This window comes from Vulcanisaeta distributa JCM 11217, from assembly GCF_001316005.1.
Classification (GTDB): domain Archaea; phylum Thermoproteota; class Thermoprotei; order Thermoproteales; family Thermocladiaceae; genus Vulcanisaeta; species Vulcanisaeta distributa_B.
In genome coordinates, this window is record NZ_BBBJ01000006.1 from 1 (window position 1) to 13,934 (window position 13,934).

Sequence of the window (13,934 nt, forward strand, 5' to 3'; positions counted from 1 at the left end):
AGGATAAGGGTGGTTTAGCAGCTATTGTGGAGTTGATTAGGGAGTCCACGTGGCCCATTATAATGACTGCGAATAATCCATGGGATCCCAAGTTCAGGGAGTTGAGGGATGAGGCTGAGGTTATTCAGTTGAAGCCTCTTGATGAGGGTGATATAATGACTATACTAAGGAGGATATGTAATGCTGAGGGCATTAAGTGCGAGGAGGATGCGCTTAAGCTTATTGCAGAGTCATCGGGTGGTGATGTTAGGGCCGCAATAAATGATCTTCAGGCTGCCGCTGAGGGTAAGAAGGTCTTGACCAAGGATGACGTCACAGTCACCGAGAGGGCGCATCAATATGATATGTTTAAAATTCTCGATAAGGTATTCCACGCAAGGAGGTTTGAGGAGGCTAGGTCGGTCACCTTCCTGCCGAGTTTTGACTGGGAGAGTTATTACCCATGGGCGCTGGATAACATACCATCCGTATACGCAAAGTCTATTGAGGCTGTCAATGAGGCTCTCGATAACCTATCCCTCTCAGACGTGGTTAAGGGTAGGATCGCAAAGACCAGGAGTGGGAGTTGATGCCTTACATGCTTGAGTTGATGACAGCCGGGGGGGTAGCGCTAGTGCATAATAAGCCCCCGCTTGCTAGGTTTGTTAGGTTGTCATTTCCTGAAAGGATTAGGTTATTGGCTAAGACCAAGGAAGTTAGGCAGATGAGGGATGCCCTGGTTAATAGGCTTAGGACTGAGCTCCACGTTAGTAGCTCTGAGGTCTCACTATACTACATGCCACTACTCAGGATAATGGCGACAAGCGACGTATTTAAGAAGAAACTTCTTGAACGCCTAATGAAGATAATGGGCTACTCACTGGAGAGTGTTGAGAAGACCCTCGGCATTGAGGAGGTGAGCACAGGTGGCGAGGGTGAGAGGGCTAAACGTGAGTCGGCGAAAAGATCCAGGGGGGGGTAATTACGTGGCAGCAATGGACCTGGAGACCTATGAGTCATTAAGTCAATTAATCAATAAGTTAGGCCTCAATGCCGAGTTCATGGGCAACGTAGTGGTGGTTAGGGACAAATCATGGAGCCGAATCTATAAGTTGGTGAATAAAGCCCGTGAATTGGGTATTAACGTGAATGAGGATTAACATCATGCCTAACATTCTTCACGTCTCTCGCTGGTTTATACGGCGATAGGTGTATCGTCACGTAGGCCCTGTCTAGACCCCTCATTATTATTATGAACCTGGTAATCACTATGATAATGGCTGTAGCCAACACCGCTGTCTCACTCCCCAGCATCGACCTAAACACGAGGTATATCGCACCACCAAGTACGGCCACCGTTGCGTAAATATCACGCCTAAATATTGTGGGTATTTCACCGGCCAGTACGTCCCTGACAACACCGCCACCAGCAGCCGTGACTGCCGCCATCAATACCACACCAAGAACGTTAAGTCCATGTTCAGCCGCTACCTCAGCGCCCACGGCGGAGAATGTGCCTAGGCCGATTGCGTCGGCGTACATGAGGGCATTCCTATACCTGGAAATGCATGGGTAGAATACGTAGGCTGCTAATGACGCTACTATAGCCGTTACTGGATAAGGTAGGTAAACGATGTTTGTTGGTGGGAATACGCCAATGAGGACGTCCCTAATTATACCGCCGGCTAAGGCCACCGAAGAGCCAAGAACGATGCCACCCAGTATATCCAGGTTCTTCTCATATGCCTTAAAGGCGCCTGATGCCGCGAACGCCACTATCCCAATATAATTGAATATATTTATTAATAGACTTACGAGACCCACGGAAGACGAAGCACGTATTAAGTATTTAATTCTAACTATCCATTTAATCAACTCTGCTTTAGGATAAGCACGCCTCGGGATCCCTAACCCTCACGGCCAACGTCTCCCATAGTACAAAGCCATGGGTCCCATTCTCAGGACCTAGATACGTTAATGCCGTATCGACGCCCATAGTTAAATTGATGCGTGAACAACAATAATGCTGTATCGTCTCTTAGGCTGAGGAATAATGATTATGTCCTTAACTAAGGATTTAATCCTTGTTAATTACGTGATGCTTGTTCTTTCAATAATCGTTAGAAATCATAATTAGTATGGGGGGGTTAAAGCTCAATGCTAATTTCAATGAAATTTAAACTTAAGCTTATTAAATAGTAATTTACTTTAGCAGTTCGTGATCGATACAGCCGATGGTATTTTTAAGACCGCATTGAGTAGGCCGTGCGATAAATTATTTTATAGGCGTGAATTACCACCGAATCAGAAGGTCATACCTCGTTTCATAATATATGATGTTTACGACCCTCCCCCAGGGTATTGATATATTCAACTACAAATTAAGGGTGGTGGGGGGGGCTCGTTGAGAGAGGTTGAGATACCGTATATAGACCTAATCACGAAAGCGCCTGTGTAGATCTAATCGCTGATTTCCACTGTGTCACTGGCTGGAGTGTGCTTAACGTGGAATGGAGGGGTATACCAACCAAGTACTTAATGGATATGGCTAAGCCCAGGGGTAGTTACGTAATGGCTGTGGGCATTGATGGTTATACCACGAATCTACCATTAAATGCGTTGCTTGAGGAGACAACAATAATTGCCTACGCAATGAATGGGAAAATACTACCTAGAGAGCATGGTTTTCCACTGAGACTTGTTGTGCCGTCGCGCTACGGTTGGAAAAGCGCTAAGTATCTTAGTGAGTTAATTGTCATGGATAGTAATGAACCGGGTTATTGGGAATTACTTGGTTACCATGATAATGGTGATCCATGGCTTGAGGAGAGGTTTAGCGAGGGTGAACCAGTAACTATGAGGAGGAGGGTTAGGATTGTGAGGTGATTGTGATGGGTGGCCCATGGTACGTAAGCGTTGGTGACTGCCTGCTCTGCGTCCTTGAGTCCAGGTTCAGTGAGTTGAGGAGACTTGGGATTAACAATGCCAAGCCATTTATTGAGTTGGGTAGGGTCGTGATGGATTTAGCACCACTGGTAGAGCAACAGTGTTTATTGAATCATTCAATTACTTAACTAAGTCCCTGGGCATGGTCGACCCACACGGTGATGAGAAATCAATGCTTGAGAAAGTTGCGGGCGAATTAATTAGTAGGTTAGGCCTTGGCGATGATGTTATTAATTATGTGAAGCTCGCGGCCTCTGCGAACTCCGTCGATATACCAATGAGGGGGGGTTACGACTTTAGCATCGATGATTTTGTGAGGAACATACTTGAGGAACCAACTTGGTTAGGTACTAATCCCGAGGATCTAAGGAGTAGACTTAACCATGCGGGGGGGAGTATTGCCTACCTAGTTGATAATGCTGGTGAGTTTCAGTTTGACTTGCTACTCATTAGGAGGTTATCCTCAATGGGTATTAAGGTCGTGGTATACGCGAGGAATAAGCCGTACGAGGTTGACGTTGCGCATGACTACGTCACTAGTAAAGTAAGAAGCGTGGGCGCAATGGCTAAGGCATTGCCAGGGGGGGATTACTCAGCCTTTTGGTATGATGATGTGGTGAGGGAGTTAATGGGCTATGACCTAGTTATTTCTAAAGGCCTTGATAACCTGGAGACCTTTATGGAGAGAAGGCCAGGGCTCAATAACGTGCTTTTCCTATTTAGGGCTAAATGCCCATTAATAGCTAAGTTACTAAATGTTAATAAGAACAAGCCGGTCATTTTAATGGGGGGCCGATATTTTAAACGCCCTGTTTAATCATCAACCGTAATTAATCAATGCATTAGTCCCGGCATTAATCATTATGGAGAGCTGTATCCACAAACCATTACTCAGATAAAGCCTACCACTCAACGCTGGCATGTACGTAACCATTAAACGCCCGGTACAACTTACCGTCGTTCCCTGCGAAACCTCGACACCGCCCGACCCACTCAGGCTAGACACTCCAGTAATTACGCCATTACTAATAGACAGCCCTAATTCAAGGGCTCCCTGAGAATTAGCCTTCACCTCAATGGCGCTGGAGAACGTGCATGTCAACCCACCAATGCTGAACCCACTTATGTATAGGCTTTCCTGCGTTGGATTCGTTACGTTTATAATCAATTCAGCACTCCCATTAGAACTTATCGACAATTCACCACTTGCGCTAGGACTATCGTTACCCAGCCACCCATTGGTACGTATGTGTGAGGTCCCACGGGTATTCCAAGGCAGCCAGCGACTAATGATGGTGTCGAATTAATGACGCTTCTTAAATACTCATTTATTAGGGCTTGGGCTCCATCGGCGTTAATGTCCCGTTAAACATCGCCCTGAGTATTGAGGTTAAATTACCTATTATACTGCTGTTAAGCCTCACATAGCACAACATGGGTGTTGCACCGCCAATCCCATACTGCCTCGCTAGGCTCCAAATGGTGGAGTTTACATAAGTTAAGTAATTCCTTGTTGAGCCCATGACCCAAATCGCGTAGTAGGACTCCCTCTCATAGCTTTGGATCCTTGATTCGCATTGATTCAGCACCTGCCTTATTAACGTGGCATTACCACTACTGAAGGCACTAATCAACTCAGACCTGCACTGTAGGTATTGATTGAGTACGTACGGTGTTAAACTCGGTAAGCCAGAACTATTTAATACCTTAATTATGTTAGTAAACCTCGTAATCACCGCCTGTGTGACATTTGTTTCATTGACTAGCATCCTAACCTGCCCTAGGCAGGCTATGTAACTATTAACGAACTCGTTAGCCTCAACATACACCTCAGGCTCGCTCAATGACCCATTTATCAACGGCATCAACGTCTCATTAACCTCACCCATGCACTGCATATAGCTGCGGCATTGGCATCGTAGTGTTCAACATCGTCGATAGTTGATTAAGGGCCCTCGAAACATTCCTACTTAGTAATGCGATATAAGGCATTACCACCCGCGTTATCATGTGGGCCCTTACACTCGGAGGCGTCAATAATGAGATTGTTATTATCTCAAGCTTAATAATAATTAATTGTTTAGTTGTTGAGTTAAGCCCGGCACTCATTAGCTCGTTGTACGCCGTGTTCAATACGTTAATTGCCGTATTTAAGCCCAGGAGGGCGCTGGGCGGTACATACGGATATAGGCACCTCTCCTCATTACTAAGTATTGCCACGCTCATGCTTGCTAAGTACGTGGCATTACTACTACTCCTCAATGCTGATAAAGCCCTTAATGTGAAGTTGGCTATCGTCTCATTACTTACTAAATTACTAGTTACAGTGCTATTCATGGCTGATGCCAATGAAGTGTAATTATTAATAACCGCCTGAGTTGAATTAATACGCGCACTAGCCATCAACTGGGCGGCTAGGTTAATGGCGTTGTTTAGCGTGATAATGGCCTCCAGGTAATTGCCAGCGTTGGCGTAGGACTTAGCCTCATTAATTAACTCAATAACCGCTGTTGAATTGATACCACTTGCATTCAGAGCCCCCCCAACCCAGCGCTCGGCTATGATTAAATGAACGTAGTAAGACGCAACAAGGCCCGTGGCACTAACATTCCCATTAGCGCTGGCTGAGGAATTAACTCCCTGGGCATGTAAAACAGAGATGCTCATTATAACCAGTAAAGCGATCCCCACTGCGAGGACTATTGGTGATCTCATCAGAATTGAATTTAAGAAATAGAGATATTTAAGGAAGCACCCGTGGAAAGACCGTGAAAAGCCAGAAATACCGCATTTAAATGTTGCAAATAGACGAAAAGACCGTAACCAACACCATTACAATACAATATTCACATCCTCAGCAATGAATGGTTGGAGCCCCCCCGGCCGGGATTCGAACCCGGGACCTCCCGCTTACGAGGCTTGCACGGGGCCCTCGCCCCCCCAGGGCGCTCCGACCGGGCTGAGCTACCGGGCTGAGCAATTGCTGCGCCGCATGAGTTTTAAATTTTTCGTGAGTTATCCCTTATCGGTCATTTAATAATATTTGGTTAGTGGCTTACGGTCGCTATTGCTGATTTTTAGTATTGATACCATGTCTCTACTTTGTTTATTTAAAAGCCTTGACTAGACATTATATCCTCAACTGCCTGGTTAAATAGGTAACCTATTTCGTGAATCTTAACGGTATCCTCATGCCTAGGCCTCATTACTGTGGCTATGTAAACTCCATAGTCCGAGTGATTGCCCTCCTCCGGCCCCCCCTGTGGATTCCCGTAGGGTGAGAACAGTATTATGTGGGTTATGTCACTCCTCATAATTAAAGTTCTCAATGCTCTGTCGAGTTGATTGTATATTTCGCACTTAAGTTGTGGCTTTGCGTGCAGGAACCTATCAAGCGCATTTATTGATGCTATTACGGGCTTCGTCTGCGCCTCGGCTATTATAGTGCTTATTACATTATTTATTTCCGTTGCTGGATCCACTTCCTGGCTCATCCTAATGCTGTACCTGCCGTAGGTTGGGTCCGTTATTGGTATGTTTATTAGCGACGCCCTAGTCAATTTAACGAGCGGTGACTGCATTGGGTCTATGTTTGGTATCTCCTTTACTGGTTCCATCATTAACACAGACCACCATGACCTGTCTGGGTATTGCGGTTTTCTATTCTCCGTAACACCCCTCTCTATCGAGTTCATTAATGATAGTAGGAAGTTTGTTTCGCACTCCATGAATCCTTGATATTCAAGCCCTAAGACGCCTAATAATATTGGCTGCATCCTGTTGCGTCACTGCTTTGCCTTTAATATCATTTCTTTGTCATATTTATGACTTAATAATGAGACAATTCATGCGAAGTCAACCTCAGGCTTCCTACTCTTTATAAATTCCCTGAGGAATACCGTGGCATAATTACCGCGGGGGGGTAGTCTAAAGACTATGTTCAATTCATCATTAACCGGGTTAATATCAATGATAATGGGCTTGGTAAATAATGGTCTATAGCCACCCCTAACCGATAATCTAGGTATTGACTTAACCATAAACATCGATAAATCCACACCCTCCCTCTTAAGCACACTAAGCTCTATATCACCTTGAGGGCTTGGTGGAAACTTAGTGTTATAACCTATCAGGTGTCCCACAGGTACTGCGCGCCCCCCCTTCATTATTAACTCATTAACCTTATCCACCATTGATTCATTCACATAAATAACATGCTTAGTTGGTAGACCATGCTCATCAAGTAGGGCCACCATATCGCCAATTAACGCCCTATTTATCGGCAGGCCCCCTGCCGATCCGCTCGCTTAAGGTTAGGTTAAATAAGTATGATTGATAGGACTCAACATAGAGATTTAGCAATTCGCGAGGTAACTTCCTTAAGGCACCCACGAAATCCCTGGGATTACTGGCTAGTTGCTTAAGCACGGCTCTCTCTGGGTAATACCTGTAACTCCTCGGAATTAATTCAAGGGCCTTTGAGTAATCACCTGTTCTCGCAATGAACTCCCTAGCCTCCCTTATCCTCGGAGGTTCCATTGGGTAGGCATGGCTAGTAATTCATTTACAGCCTCCTCAAACTCACCGAAGACAATGTGCTTACCTATAACGTGGGAGTTCGGTCTCTTTAAGCCAAATCTCTGATACCCATAATACGTGGGTAAACCCCCCCTCTCCATCAATTGATTAATTACGCAGTTAATGCCATCCTTCTTAGAGACGTCAATGTTCCTAACCTTTATGGTGAATTCGTTGCCCCCCCAAATATCGCCTGTTGTGAAGGCCCTATCCATACTAACTACGTTGAGTACCTTGATATCCCTACCGAAGTCATTGGGCACTTCATTAATTGAGACACCACGTACGGAGACCACCTGTGATGTGATGGCTATCGCATCCTTAAGACCGCCAAAGCTGACGTCACGAGGATTAACACCGAGCTTCCTACTTATTATCAACGATAGTGTTATTGCGTCAATCCCCCCCCTCTTCTCAATTATCATCCAGACCCAGGGACCTGGTTTACTAACGATCTTAGGTAGTGGCTTACCCGTAATGCTTGTGGGTACGATTTGCCCATCAATAAGCACCTCCTCAACTATGAAGTCCTCAAGTTTCTCCTTAATCCTACCGCCAATACCCTCGCAGTCAGTGATGTAGTAATTCATTCCAACATACCTGTCAAGCCAGGCCTCTGATGCCAACGGCATTTTTACTAACCCGGCAACAAGGAACGTAGATTTAAATCACTTTATAAGGCATTCATTCATTAACTCAGTAATGCCCAGGTAAGTCTTATCAACGCAGTACTGACACACAGTCCTGCCAACCCTATTACCCACTATCTCCACATAACCAAGCTCCTCATGCCTAACCCATCGGCCGCACACCGAACACCTCCTAAGCCCAAGTAACCTATTTACCTCACCAACTATTTCAGATGCCTCATTATTTACTAAGACGTGCTTCTCACCATTTATTGAGATCACCGCAATGACTAATCCCCCCCTAACCCTCATCAGTGAAAGTTTTCTGAATTTACCCATCAATTAACTACTCTCTCTGCGATTAATAAATTACTTCCAGGCTTATGTATACACCAGGTAACAGAGCTAACTAAAACTTTCACTTCACCTCCTGCCCACGACTCGATAAGCAATACTCAATAAGCTCGTCAACGCGAGTAAACGGCGATCTACGCACATTATACCCCATACCCATTAATTTACCAACTAGGGATAAGTAATCGCTAAGCCCCATACTCTGGGGGGGTAAGGAGACGAATACATTACCAACGCAATAATTGACATCCGTCTTAACATCCATGGACTTTGGTAAGGTGAGTACGAAGTCCTTACCAACAGCCCTACTCACAGCCCTAGCACTAAACCTAACAATGGCTGAGAAGACCGGGTCCGAAACCTCAACACCCTCAACTCTAGACACCGCGAACTTACTATACGGTATTAAGCCAGGGTTAGACCAATCAACCACGTAGATGCCAGACTCATACTGCCTGGATAAGTGGACAGAGAACGACCTCTTAACAACCATGCACCTAGCCTCCAGGTCGATCGTGAGCTCCTTACTAACTAGCTTATTTGGGACCAGGTCGGCGGGTTCCCTAACGCCAGCCAGTATGGATTCGGGATTCTCATAGAATATGGCGAGCCCAAGATCTAGGATATTAATGTCATTAACAAGCTTGAGGTAGTTATTCATCATTATGAGATCAACCAGGGAGAAACTCCTCCTGCTAAGCAAATCAATTAACGCCCCCCCCACCAAATCCACCTCCTTAATCAAACCCCCCCTCCTATATTGAATGGCCAGTGCGTGAACATCCTCAATAAAACTAGCATTGCCCGTCAACCCATTCCAAACCCTCAGGAATACGCTATTGATTGACTCATCGTAGCCGCCGCCAACCATCACGATAAGTGAGAGGGCTTGCTTCATGTTCTTCATTAGTAAATTGTCCAGTGCCACGTAGTCCTCGATTAAGCGTCGCCATTCTGGGTAATCAATGTATGCGAGCACGCGATATTCCTTATTAATGGCTTGTTAATAAGCCATTGCTGTGTATGTACTCGTTAGTAAGTGGGCTAGGTCTATGATGCTTGGCCACTTGGTATAGCGATTAGTAAGGAGGCGCCTGAGTCGATTATTAGGGTAAGGAGTGAGTATGATAACTACTTCCTTATAACGGTTGGTGATGTGGTCACGATGAACACGATAAAGTATTGGAGAGTTCCTGACCTAGCCTTCATGGACCTAAAGACCAGAAGGACCATTGGCATGAGTGGTGTTGAGACCATAGGTTTTAACAGAGTCATTAATATAGTTAATAAACCAGCCACATTGAGTGTTGAGGTGATTAATACCGTGAGAGACGCAATGAGGGATGCGATTAATGGCATTCACGTGCTCGTACAGGTTGACGGCGAGGAGGACCTACTCGCTATACCCGCTGTGCTCCTGGCGCCAAGGGGGCTCCCTGGTGCTGTACGGTCTCTATACCGGCTACTTAATCGCCATACCCATTACCGATGAGTATAAGTTGGCAATGCTAAAATTATTCTCAATGATGAAGCCAAGTAATGCCTAAGCCCTACGTCATTATAGTCTCGGCGGCCTCGGTAGACGGTAGAATAGCCAGTAAGACCGGTTACTCAAGGCTTTCATGCCCCCCCTTCGACCTAAAGAAGCTTCATGAGGTTAGAGCAAGCGTTGACGCAATAATGGTTGGGGCTAATACCATAATTAATGACGACCCAACACTAACGCCTAGGTATGTTAAGGCTGTTAGAAACCCTATAAGGGTCGTTATTGATGGGAAATTAAGAATACCACTAACAGCTAAGGTGGTCACGAATAAGGAGGCACCAACAATAATAGTCACCACGGAACAGGCTGACCATAGCAAGATCACTCAATTAATGAACATGGGCGTTGAGGTGTGGGTAATGGGTAAGGAGCGTGTTAACCTTAAAGACGTCCTTGAGAGGTTGTTCACGGAGAAGGGCGTTAAGAAGGTCCTTGTGGAGGGTGGTGGGCACCTTAATTGGGAATTGATTAAGGAGGGACTTGTGGACGAGATTAGGCTCACGATATCACCATACGTATTTGGGGGGGCAGGTACATCATTCATAGAGGGCGAGGGATACCCAACAACGATGGAGGGGCCTAGGTTAAGGCTTAAGTCCGTCAACGTATGCGAATGCGGTCAGGAGGTTATAATTAACTATGTCGTTGAGAGGTGTTGTTCGTCAATATGAACTTCGCCAGAAATAGCGATGGTCGTGATTGCCAAAGAAACCATGTGATACTTATTTACCTTAATTCGCTACTTAAGGTTATTAATCAACCTCATTATTGATGCTTCCTAAACCTTTAATATTATTAATTGTGGTCAATGTCATTAAACACTTGGCGTTGCTTAATAAAAAGGTTCTTAAGTACTTTTGTACTTATATTTCCTTAGTGTTTGGTTTATGAGTAAGGGTAAGAGAGATGTTGAGGTTATTAAGGTTGAGTTGCCTAGGGATTTGGCTGAGAGATTTCGTAGGTACGTGGCTGAGAGGTATGGGCTTAGGAAGGGTTCGTTATCGAGGGCTGTCGCTGATTTAATAGCCAGGGAACTCGCGCTTTATGGTGAGACTAATGGTAGTATTGATGCTATTGTGGGCCTTGGCCTTCAGTCCGATTATCAATGGAGTGGTGAGGACCTCGTCGAGGCCTTAAGGAGGAGGACCCATGTATCTAATTGATGCCAACATATTCCTGGAGGTAATATACAGAAGGGATAAGTGGGCTGAATGCTATGAGCTCCTTAACAGGGTTAAGAAAGGAGACATTAGGGCTTACGCTCTTCATTTCACTATACATGCCATATCAGCCATTCTGGGTAAGCCTGACTTAGTAAGTAAGTTCCTGTCTGAGATAAGTACTTGGCGTGGGCTCGTAATAATCGATTCACCGGTTGATGAGGAGGTTATGGCCGCGGAGCTTGCGTTTAAGGTAGGCTTGGACTTTGACGATGGTCTTCATTATTACTACGCTAAGAAGATGGGCCTCAAATTGATATCATTTGATAAGGACTTCGATAGAACTGACATAGAGAGGTTAGAACCACATGATATATTACGGACGTCATAGTGATAGGGCGTACCTCTATTAATGGCACTCCATTCTAAGTAACTAATTTAGGAAATAGCTAATAAAAGTCGTTAGAGGGAGCCATATTACCGAGAGAAAGCAGGATAAAGCATAATATAGCCCATAATTAGGGTTATTAATTAATGAGAAATATCCTGATAGGCACCTGTGGATTTCCCACAGCGCGATCAAGGTATTACTCATTATTTAAGGTTGTGGAGTTACAGGAGACCTTTTATGACTTGCCAACACAGGAGAGAATGAGTAGCCTGAGGAGGGAGGCCCCTGCTGATTTTCAGTTTGCCGTTAAGGTGTTTCAGGGTTTGACGCATACCAGTGATTCACCGACTTGGCGCAGGATAAGGAGGGCTAAGTTAACGGGTAATCTGGGTAATTATGGCTTGCTTAGACCTACGAGGGAGAATCTCGAGCTTTGGGATGAATTTGTTAACGTGACTAAGCCACTTAACCCTGTGTTTTATGTCTTTCAGACGCCGCCTTCCATGGAGGTGACTGAGGATAGTGTTAGGGATGTTGTTGAGTTCTTCCGCACGATAGGTGGTGGCGATAGGATTGGTTGGGAACCTAGGGGGTGTTAGTTACAATAATGTGGATTTGTTAAGGAGGGTTTTTGAGGAGGTGGATATAGTCCATGTTGTTGATCCCTTTAAGCATGAGGTACTCGTTACCCGCGACACTGCCTACTTCAGACTTCATGGGATTGGTAAGGGCGAGGTTAATTACTCATATAAGTACACCGATGATGACCTTGGGAGACTTAAGGCAATCATCGATGATACAAAGTCATCCACGGTATACGTGATGTTTAATAACGTACACATGCTTGATGATGCCCTCAGATTCATGAAGTTGATTGGGAAGTAATATGGTGAGCACCTTTAGTGGGCGTCTCGCTGAAGAGGTCCTGAAATTACTCGGTAATGACTATGTTGAGGTTCTTGATCAATGCAACTGCCTTAATTATACGTACGTGCTCATAAGGACTAGGCTTGGGGAGTTCCTCGGTATTGCCTATACGCCGGTTGAGGATTTAAGGGCTGGTGAGATTGGTGTGATCCCCAAGGTTGAGAAACTCCCTGAACTCGTCATCAACCTGGACTCGTTGGTTAGGGCATTGGGTATTGCGTTGGTTAATGCATTATCCCATTACTTAATTGCACGTGAGGGGGGGCTCAGGCTTGCCCAGGGTGATTTAAAGCGTGAGATCCTGAGATTCGCTAAATCCCCATGTACTGCCTGCTTTATTGGTAGTATTACGCCAGTTGCCGAGGCGCTTAGAGGTCAGTGTACTGTTTATCAACTCGAGAGGAGGAGTGATTTAAGGCACGATAGTTATCCCGACATTGATGCACCACTCATAATACCTAATTGCGACATACTCGTGATAACAGGCTCGGCAATCGTAAATAACACAATCGATCAAATACTGGCCATGAGGAGGAGTGGGGGGGCTATTACAATATTGAGCGGCCCAACAGCCGCTGCCTATCCTCCAGTGCTGCATGAACTGGGTATTGATGCTGTTGGTAGTTCCTTAGTCAAGGAACCACGCTCCGTTATTGAGCTACTTAAGCTTGGAGCCGGCTATAGATTGCTTGATAGGAGGGGGTTATTGTTTAAGTACGTATCTGTAAGAGGTGCTTAATGGGTAGGAGAGTTGCCGTCATTATTAATTGCAGCAGAAGGAAATCAATCGATGTAGAGCAAGTTATGAAGAGACTCGGTAGGATGCCGGGCTTTGATCTTGAGCGTGAGAGTGAGTATAGGAGGTTGTTAGGTGATTTAATGAGGCCCGCCCTGGACATGTATGATGGGCCTGAGTTCAGGGTTCTCAGGCAGTTCAGGGGTTGTGCCGATGTCTTCATACTGTCCGCGAGGTACGGCATAATAAGTGGTGATAGGTGGATAATACCCTACGATGCGTATTTAGGGCATGCCGATGAGTCTATATTAAGTAAGTGGATGGCTTACGGCAACCCCCGACCTGAATCAATTGATGAGCGGTAAGTGGGATTACGTAATAATTAGGTTGTCTAAGACGTACATGAAGTACTTTGGGAAGCTAATACGTGACCCCTGTGGGTTAGGTAGGGAAATTCACATAATCAGTGGTAGGGGGGGTAATGCCCTTAGCTGTGGTAATGTTGTTTATCATCGCATTAGAGGGCCTGGCGATTCCCAACTAGTTCTCAGGAAATTATTGGTTGGGATTTGTCCTTCAATTTCTAATTACTCTAAATAGAAAATTTTTAAAAGTAATCATAAATAATACAGATTCCCCACGGTTATACGCAGCGGATACTTTAGTAAAAAGCAGTTAGTTTTTTAAA

At 45.2% G+C, this 13,934-nt stretch carries 23 protein-coding genes, 1 tRNA gene and 2 pseudogenes; 15 read left to right on the plus strand and 11 right to left on the minus strand.

Annotated features, from left to right (window positions below; all coding sequences use genetic code 11):
* The 3 genes and pseudogenes from JCM11217_RS07015 to JCM11217_RS14895 form a co-directional block, all read left to right on the plus strand.
* Positions 1–569, plus strand: a pseudogene (locus JCM11217_RS07015) (replication factor C large subunit); the annotation flags it as partial.
* 8 nt (positions 570–577) lie between these two features.
* A complete protein-coding gene (locus JCM11217_RS07020; protein WP_243678663.1) occupies positions 578–961 on the plus strand; it encodes a hypothetical protein in 384 nt (127 codons plus the stop codon).
* A 4-nt stretch (positions 962–965) separates the two neighbouring features.
* Positions 966–1,139, plus strand: coding sequence for a hypothetical protein (locus JCM11217_RS14895; protein ID WP_243678664.1), 174 nt, complete (start codon positions 966–968; stop codon positions 1,137–1,139).
* Here JCM11217_RS14895 and JCM11217_RS07025 read toward each other — a convergent pair.
* The gene (locus JCM11217_RS07025) at positions 1,120–1,803 is read right to left on the minus strand and encodes a trimeric intracellular cation channel family protein (protein ID WP_054842490.1); all 684 of its coding nucleotides are present in this window, start codon (positions 1,801–1,803) and stop codon (positions 1,120–1,122) included. The genes JCM11217_RS14895 and JCM11217_RS07025 overlap by 20 nt on opposite strands.
* A 394-nt stretch (positions 1,804–2,197) precedes the next feature.
* Between JCM11217_RS07025 and JCM11217_RS14900 the strand changes: the two genes are divergently transcribed.
* The 4 genes from JCM11217_RS14900 (at position 2,198) to JCM11217_RS07035 (ending at position 3,742) form a co-directional block, all read left to right on the plus strand.
* Positions 2,198–2,344, plus strand: coding sequence for a hypothetical protein (locus JCM11217_RS14900; RefSeq protein WP_243678665.1), 147 nt, complete (start codon positions 2,198–2,200; stop codon positions 2,342–2,344).
* 140 nt (positions 2,345–2,484) lie between these two features.
* Positions 2,485–2,865, plus strand: a complete 381-nt coding sequence (locus JCM11217_RS14905; RefSeq protein ID WP_243678666.1) for a molybdopterin-dependent oxidoreductase — start codon at positions 2,485–2,487, stop codon at positions 2,863–2,865.
* Positions 2,862–3,053, plus strand: a complete 192-nt coding sequence (locus JCM11217_RS14910) for a hypothetical protein (RefSeq protein ID WP_243678667.1) — start codon at positions 2,862–2,864, stop codon at positions 3,051–3,053. The genes JCM11217_RS14905 and JCM11217_RS14910 overlap by 4 nt, the downstream gene beginning before the upstream one ends.
* On the plus strand, positions 3,026–3,742 hold the full coding sequence (locus JCM11217_RS07035; RefSeq protein WP_243678668.1) for an ARMT1-like domain-containing protein: 717 nt from the start codon (positions 3,026–3,028) through the stop codon (positions 3,740–3,742). The genes JCM11217_RS14910 and JCM11217_RS07035 overlap by 28 nt, the downstream gene beginning before the upstream one ends.
* Before the next feature lie 3 nt (positions 3,743–3,745).
* Here the strand turns inward: JCM11217_RS07035 and JCM11217_RS07040 are convergent, their stop codons facing one another.
* From JCM11217_RS07040 to JCM11217_RS07070, 10 genes are all read right to left on the minus strand, one after another.
* Complete coding sequence (locus tag JCM11217_RS07040; protein ID WP_243678669.1) at positions 3,746–4,123, minus strand: hypothetical protein; 378 nt, start codon at positions 4,121–4,123, stop codon at positions 3,746–3,748.
* A gap of 133 nt (positions 4,124–4,256) precedes the next feature.
* On the minus strand, positions 4,257–4,823 hold the full coding sequence (locus tag JCM11217_RS07045; RefSeq protein ID WP_054842492.1) for a hypothetical protein: 567 nt from the start codon (positions 4,821–4,823) through the stop codon (positions 4,257–4,259).
* Positions 4,807–5,640 carry a hypothetical protein gene (locus tag JCM11217_RS07050; protein WP_054842493.1) on the minus strand — a complete coding sequence of 278 codons (834 nt, stop codon included), beginning with the start codon at positions 5,638–5,640 and terminating at the stop codon, positions 4,807–4,809. Before JCM11217_RS07050 ends, JCM11217_RS07045 begins: the two co-directional genes overlap by 17 nt.
* Before the next feature lie 156 nt (positions 5,641–5,796).
* Positions 5,797–5,899, minus strand: a tRNA-Thr gene (locus JCM11217_RS14915).
* Positions 5,900–6,035: 136 nt separating this feature from the next.
* Positions 6,036–6,701 carry a hypothetical protein gene (locus JCM11217_RS07055; RefSeq protein ID WP_054842494.1) on the minus strand — a complete coding sequence of 222 codons (666 nt, stop codon included), beginning with the start codon at positions 6,699–6,701 and terminating at the stop codon, positions 6,036–6,038.
* A 69-nt stretch (positions 6,702–6,770) separates the two neighbouring features.
* Positions 6,771–7,181, minus strand: coding sequence for a tRNA pseudouridine(13) synthase TruD (locus JCM11217_RS14920; protein WP_243678670.1), 411 nt, complete (start codon positions 7,179–7,181; stop codon positions 6,771–6,773).
* 16 nt (positions 7,182–7,197) lie between these two features.
* A complete protein-coding gene (locus JCM11217_RS14925; RefSeq protein WP_243678671.1) occupies positions 7,198–7,464 on the minus strand; it encodes a tRNA pseudouridine(13) synthase TruD in 267 nt (88 codons plus the stop codon).
* Positions 7,446–8,135: a tRNA pseudouridine(13) synthase TruD gene (locus JCM11217_RS14930; protein WP_243678672.1), complete on the minus strand. Its 690-nt coding sequence runs from the start codon at positions 8,133–8,135 to the stop codon at positions 7,446–7,448. Before JCM11217_RS14930 ends, JCM11217_RS14925 begins: the two co-directional genes overlap by 19 nt.
* A gap of 36 nt (positions 8,136–8,171) precedes the next feature.
* The gene (locus tag JCM11217_RS07065) at positions 8,172–8,471 is read right to left on the minus strand and encodes a hypothetical protein (protein ID WP_054842495.1); all 300 of its coding nucleotides are present in this window, start codon (positions 8,469–8,471) and stop codon (positions 8,172–8,174) included.
* A gap of 79 nt (positions 8,472–8,550) precedes the next feature.
* Entirely contained in the window at positions 8,551–9,465 is a 915-nt protein-coding gene (locus JCM11217_RS07070; RefSeq protein ID WP_054842496.1) for a hypothetical protein, read from the minus strand.
* A gap of 186 nt (positions 9,466–9,651) precedes the next feature.
* Here JCM11217_RS07070 and JCM11217_RS14935 point away from each other — a divergent pair, with 186 nt between their 5' ends.
* The 8 genes and pseudogenes from JCM11217_RS14935 (at position 9,652) to JCM11217_RS14945 (ending at position 13,846) form a co-directional block, all read left to right on the plus strand.
* Positions 9,652–9,978: a DUF359 domain-containing protein gene (locus JCM11217_RS14935; protein ID WP_243678770.1), complete on the plus strand. Its 327-nt coding sequence runs from the start codon at positions 9,652–9,654 to the stop codon at positions 9,976–9,978.
* A gap of 47 nt (positions 9,979–10,025) precedes the next feature.
* Complete coding sequence (locus tag JCM11217_RS07080; protein ID WP_054842497.1) at positions 10,026–10,703, plus strand: 2,5-diamino-6-(ribosylamino)-4(3H)-pyrimidinone 5'-phosphate reductase; 678 nt, start codon at positions 10,026–10,028, stop codon at positions 10,701–10,703.
* A 216-nt stretch (positions 10,704–10,919) separates the two neighbouring features.
* On the plus strand, positions 10,920–11,195 hold the full coding sequence (locus tag JCM11217_RS07085; RefSeq protein ID WP_054842612.1) for a hypothetical protein: 276 nt from the start codon (positions 10,920–10,922) through the stop codon (positions 11,193–11,195).
* Positions 11,182–11,583, plus strand: a complete 402-nt coding sequence (locus tag JCM11217_RS07090; RefSeq protein ID WP_054842498.1) for a PIN domain-containing protein — start codon at positions 11,182–11,184, stop codon at positions 11,581–11,583. The genes JCM11217_RS07085 and JCM11217_RS07090 overlap by 14 nt, the downstream gene beginning before the upstream one ends.
* A 143-nt stretch (positions 11,584–11,726) precedes the next feature.
* Positions 11,727–12,468: pseudogene (locus JCM11217_RS07095) on the plus strand (DUF72 domain-containing protein).
* 1 nt (position 12,469) lies between these two features.
* Positions 12,470–13,249, plus strand: coding sequence for a DUF364 domain-containing protein (locus JCM11217_RS07100; protein ID WP_054842499.1), 780 nt, complete (start codon positions 12,470–12,472; stop codon positions 13,247–13,249).
* Entirely contained in the window at positions 13,249–13,611 is a 363-nt protein-coding gene (locus JCM11217_RS14940) for a hypothetical protein (protein WP_243678673.1), read from the plus strand. The genes JCM11217_RS07100 and JCM11217_RS14940 overlap by 1 nt, the downstream gene beginning before the upstream one ends.
* Positions 13,601–13,846 (plus strand): hypothetical protein, encoded by a 246-nt coding sequence (locus JCM11217_RS14945; protein ID WP_243678674.1) that lies wholly within the window; start codon positions 13,601–13,603, stop codon positions 13,844–13,846. The genes JCM11217_RS14940 and JCM11217_RS14945 overlap by 11 nt, the downstream gene beginning before the upstream one ends.
* The last annotated feature ends 88 nt before the right edge of the window (positions 13,847–13,934 follow it).

Bases quoted from the DNA above. Each gene is read 5' to 3' on its own strand.
- JCM11217_RS07045 (WP_054842492.1), bottom strand. From the start codon at position 4,823: ATGCAGTGCATGGGTGAGGTTAATGAGACGTTGATGCCGTTGATAAAT.
- JCM11217_RS07080 (WP_054842497.1), top strand. From the start codon at position 10,026: ATGCCTAAGCCCTACGTCATTATAGTCTCGGCGGCCTCGGTAGACGGT.
- JCM11217_RS14945 (WP_243678674.1), top strand. From the start codon at position 13,601: ATGAGCGGTAAGTGGGATTACGTAATAATTAGGTTGTCTAAGACGTAC.
- JCM11217_RS07065 (WP_054842495.1), bottom strand. From the start codon at position 8,471: ATGGGTAAATTCAGAAAACTTTCACTGATGAGGGTTAGGGGGGGATTA.
- JCM11217_RS07085 (WP_054842612.1), top strand. From the start codon at position 10,920: ATGAGTAAGGGTAAGAGAGATGTTGAGGTTATTAAGGTTGAGTTGCCT.
- JCM11217_RS07020 (WP_243678663.1), top strand. From the start codon at position 578: ATGCTTGAGTTGATGACAGCCGGGGGGGTAGCGCTAGTGCATAATAAG.
- JCM11217_RS14920 (WP_243678670.1), bottom strand. From the start codon at position 7,181: ATGGTGGCCCTACTTGATGAGCATGGTCTACCAACTAAGCATGTTATT.
- JCM11217_RS14925 (WP_243678671.1), bottom strand. From the start codon at position 7,464: ATGGAACCTCCGAGGATAAGGGAGGCTAGGGAGTTCATTGCGAGAACA.
- JCM11217_RS07055 (WP_054842494.1), bottom strand. From the start codon at position 6,701: ATGCAGCCAATATTATTAGGCGTCTTAGGGCTTGAATATCAAGGATTC.
- JCM11217_RS07090 (WP_054842498.1), top strand. From the start codon at position 11,182: ATGTATCTAATTGATGCCAACATATTCCTGGAGGTAATATACAGAAGG.
- JCM11217_RS07100 (WP_054842499.1), top strand. From the start codon at position 12,470: ATGGTGAGCACCTTTAGTGGGCGTCTCGCTGAAGAGGTCCTGAAATTA.
- JCM11217_RS14940 (WP_243678673.1), top strand. From the start codon at position 13,249: ATGGGTAGGAGAGTTGCCGTCATTATTAATTGCAGCAGAAGGAAATCA.
- JCM11217_RS14930 (WP_243678672.1), bottom strand. From the start codon at position 8,135: ATGCCGTTGGCATCAGAGGCCTGGCTTGACAGGTATGTTGGAATGAAT.
- JCM11217_RS14935 (WP_243678770.1), top strand. From the start codon at position 9,652: ATGAACACGATAAAGTATTGGAGAGTTCCTGACCTAGCCTTCATGGAC.
- JCM11217_RS07050 (WP_054842493.1), bottom strand. From the start codon at position 5,640: ATGAGATCACCAATAGTCCTCGCAGTGGGGATCGCTTTACTGGTTATA.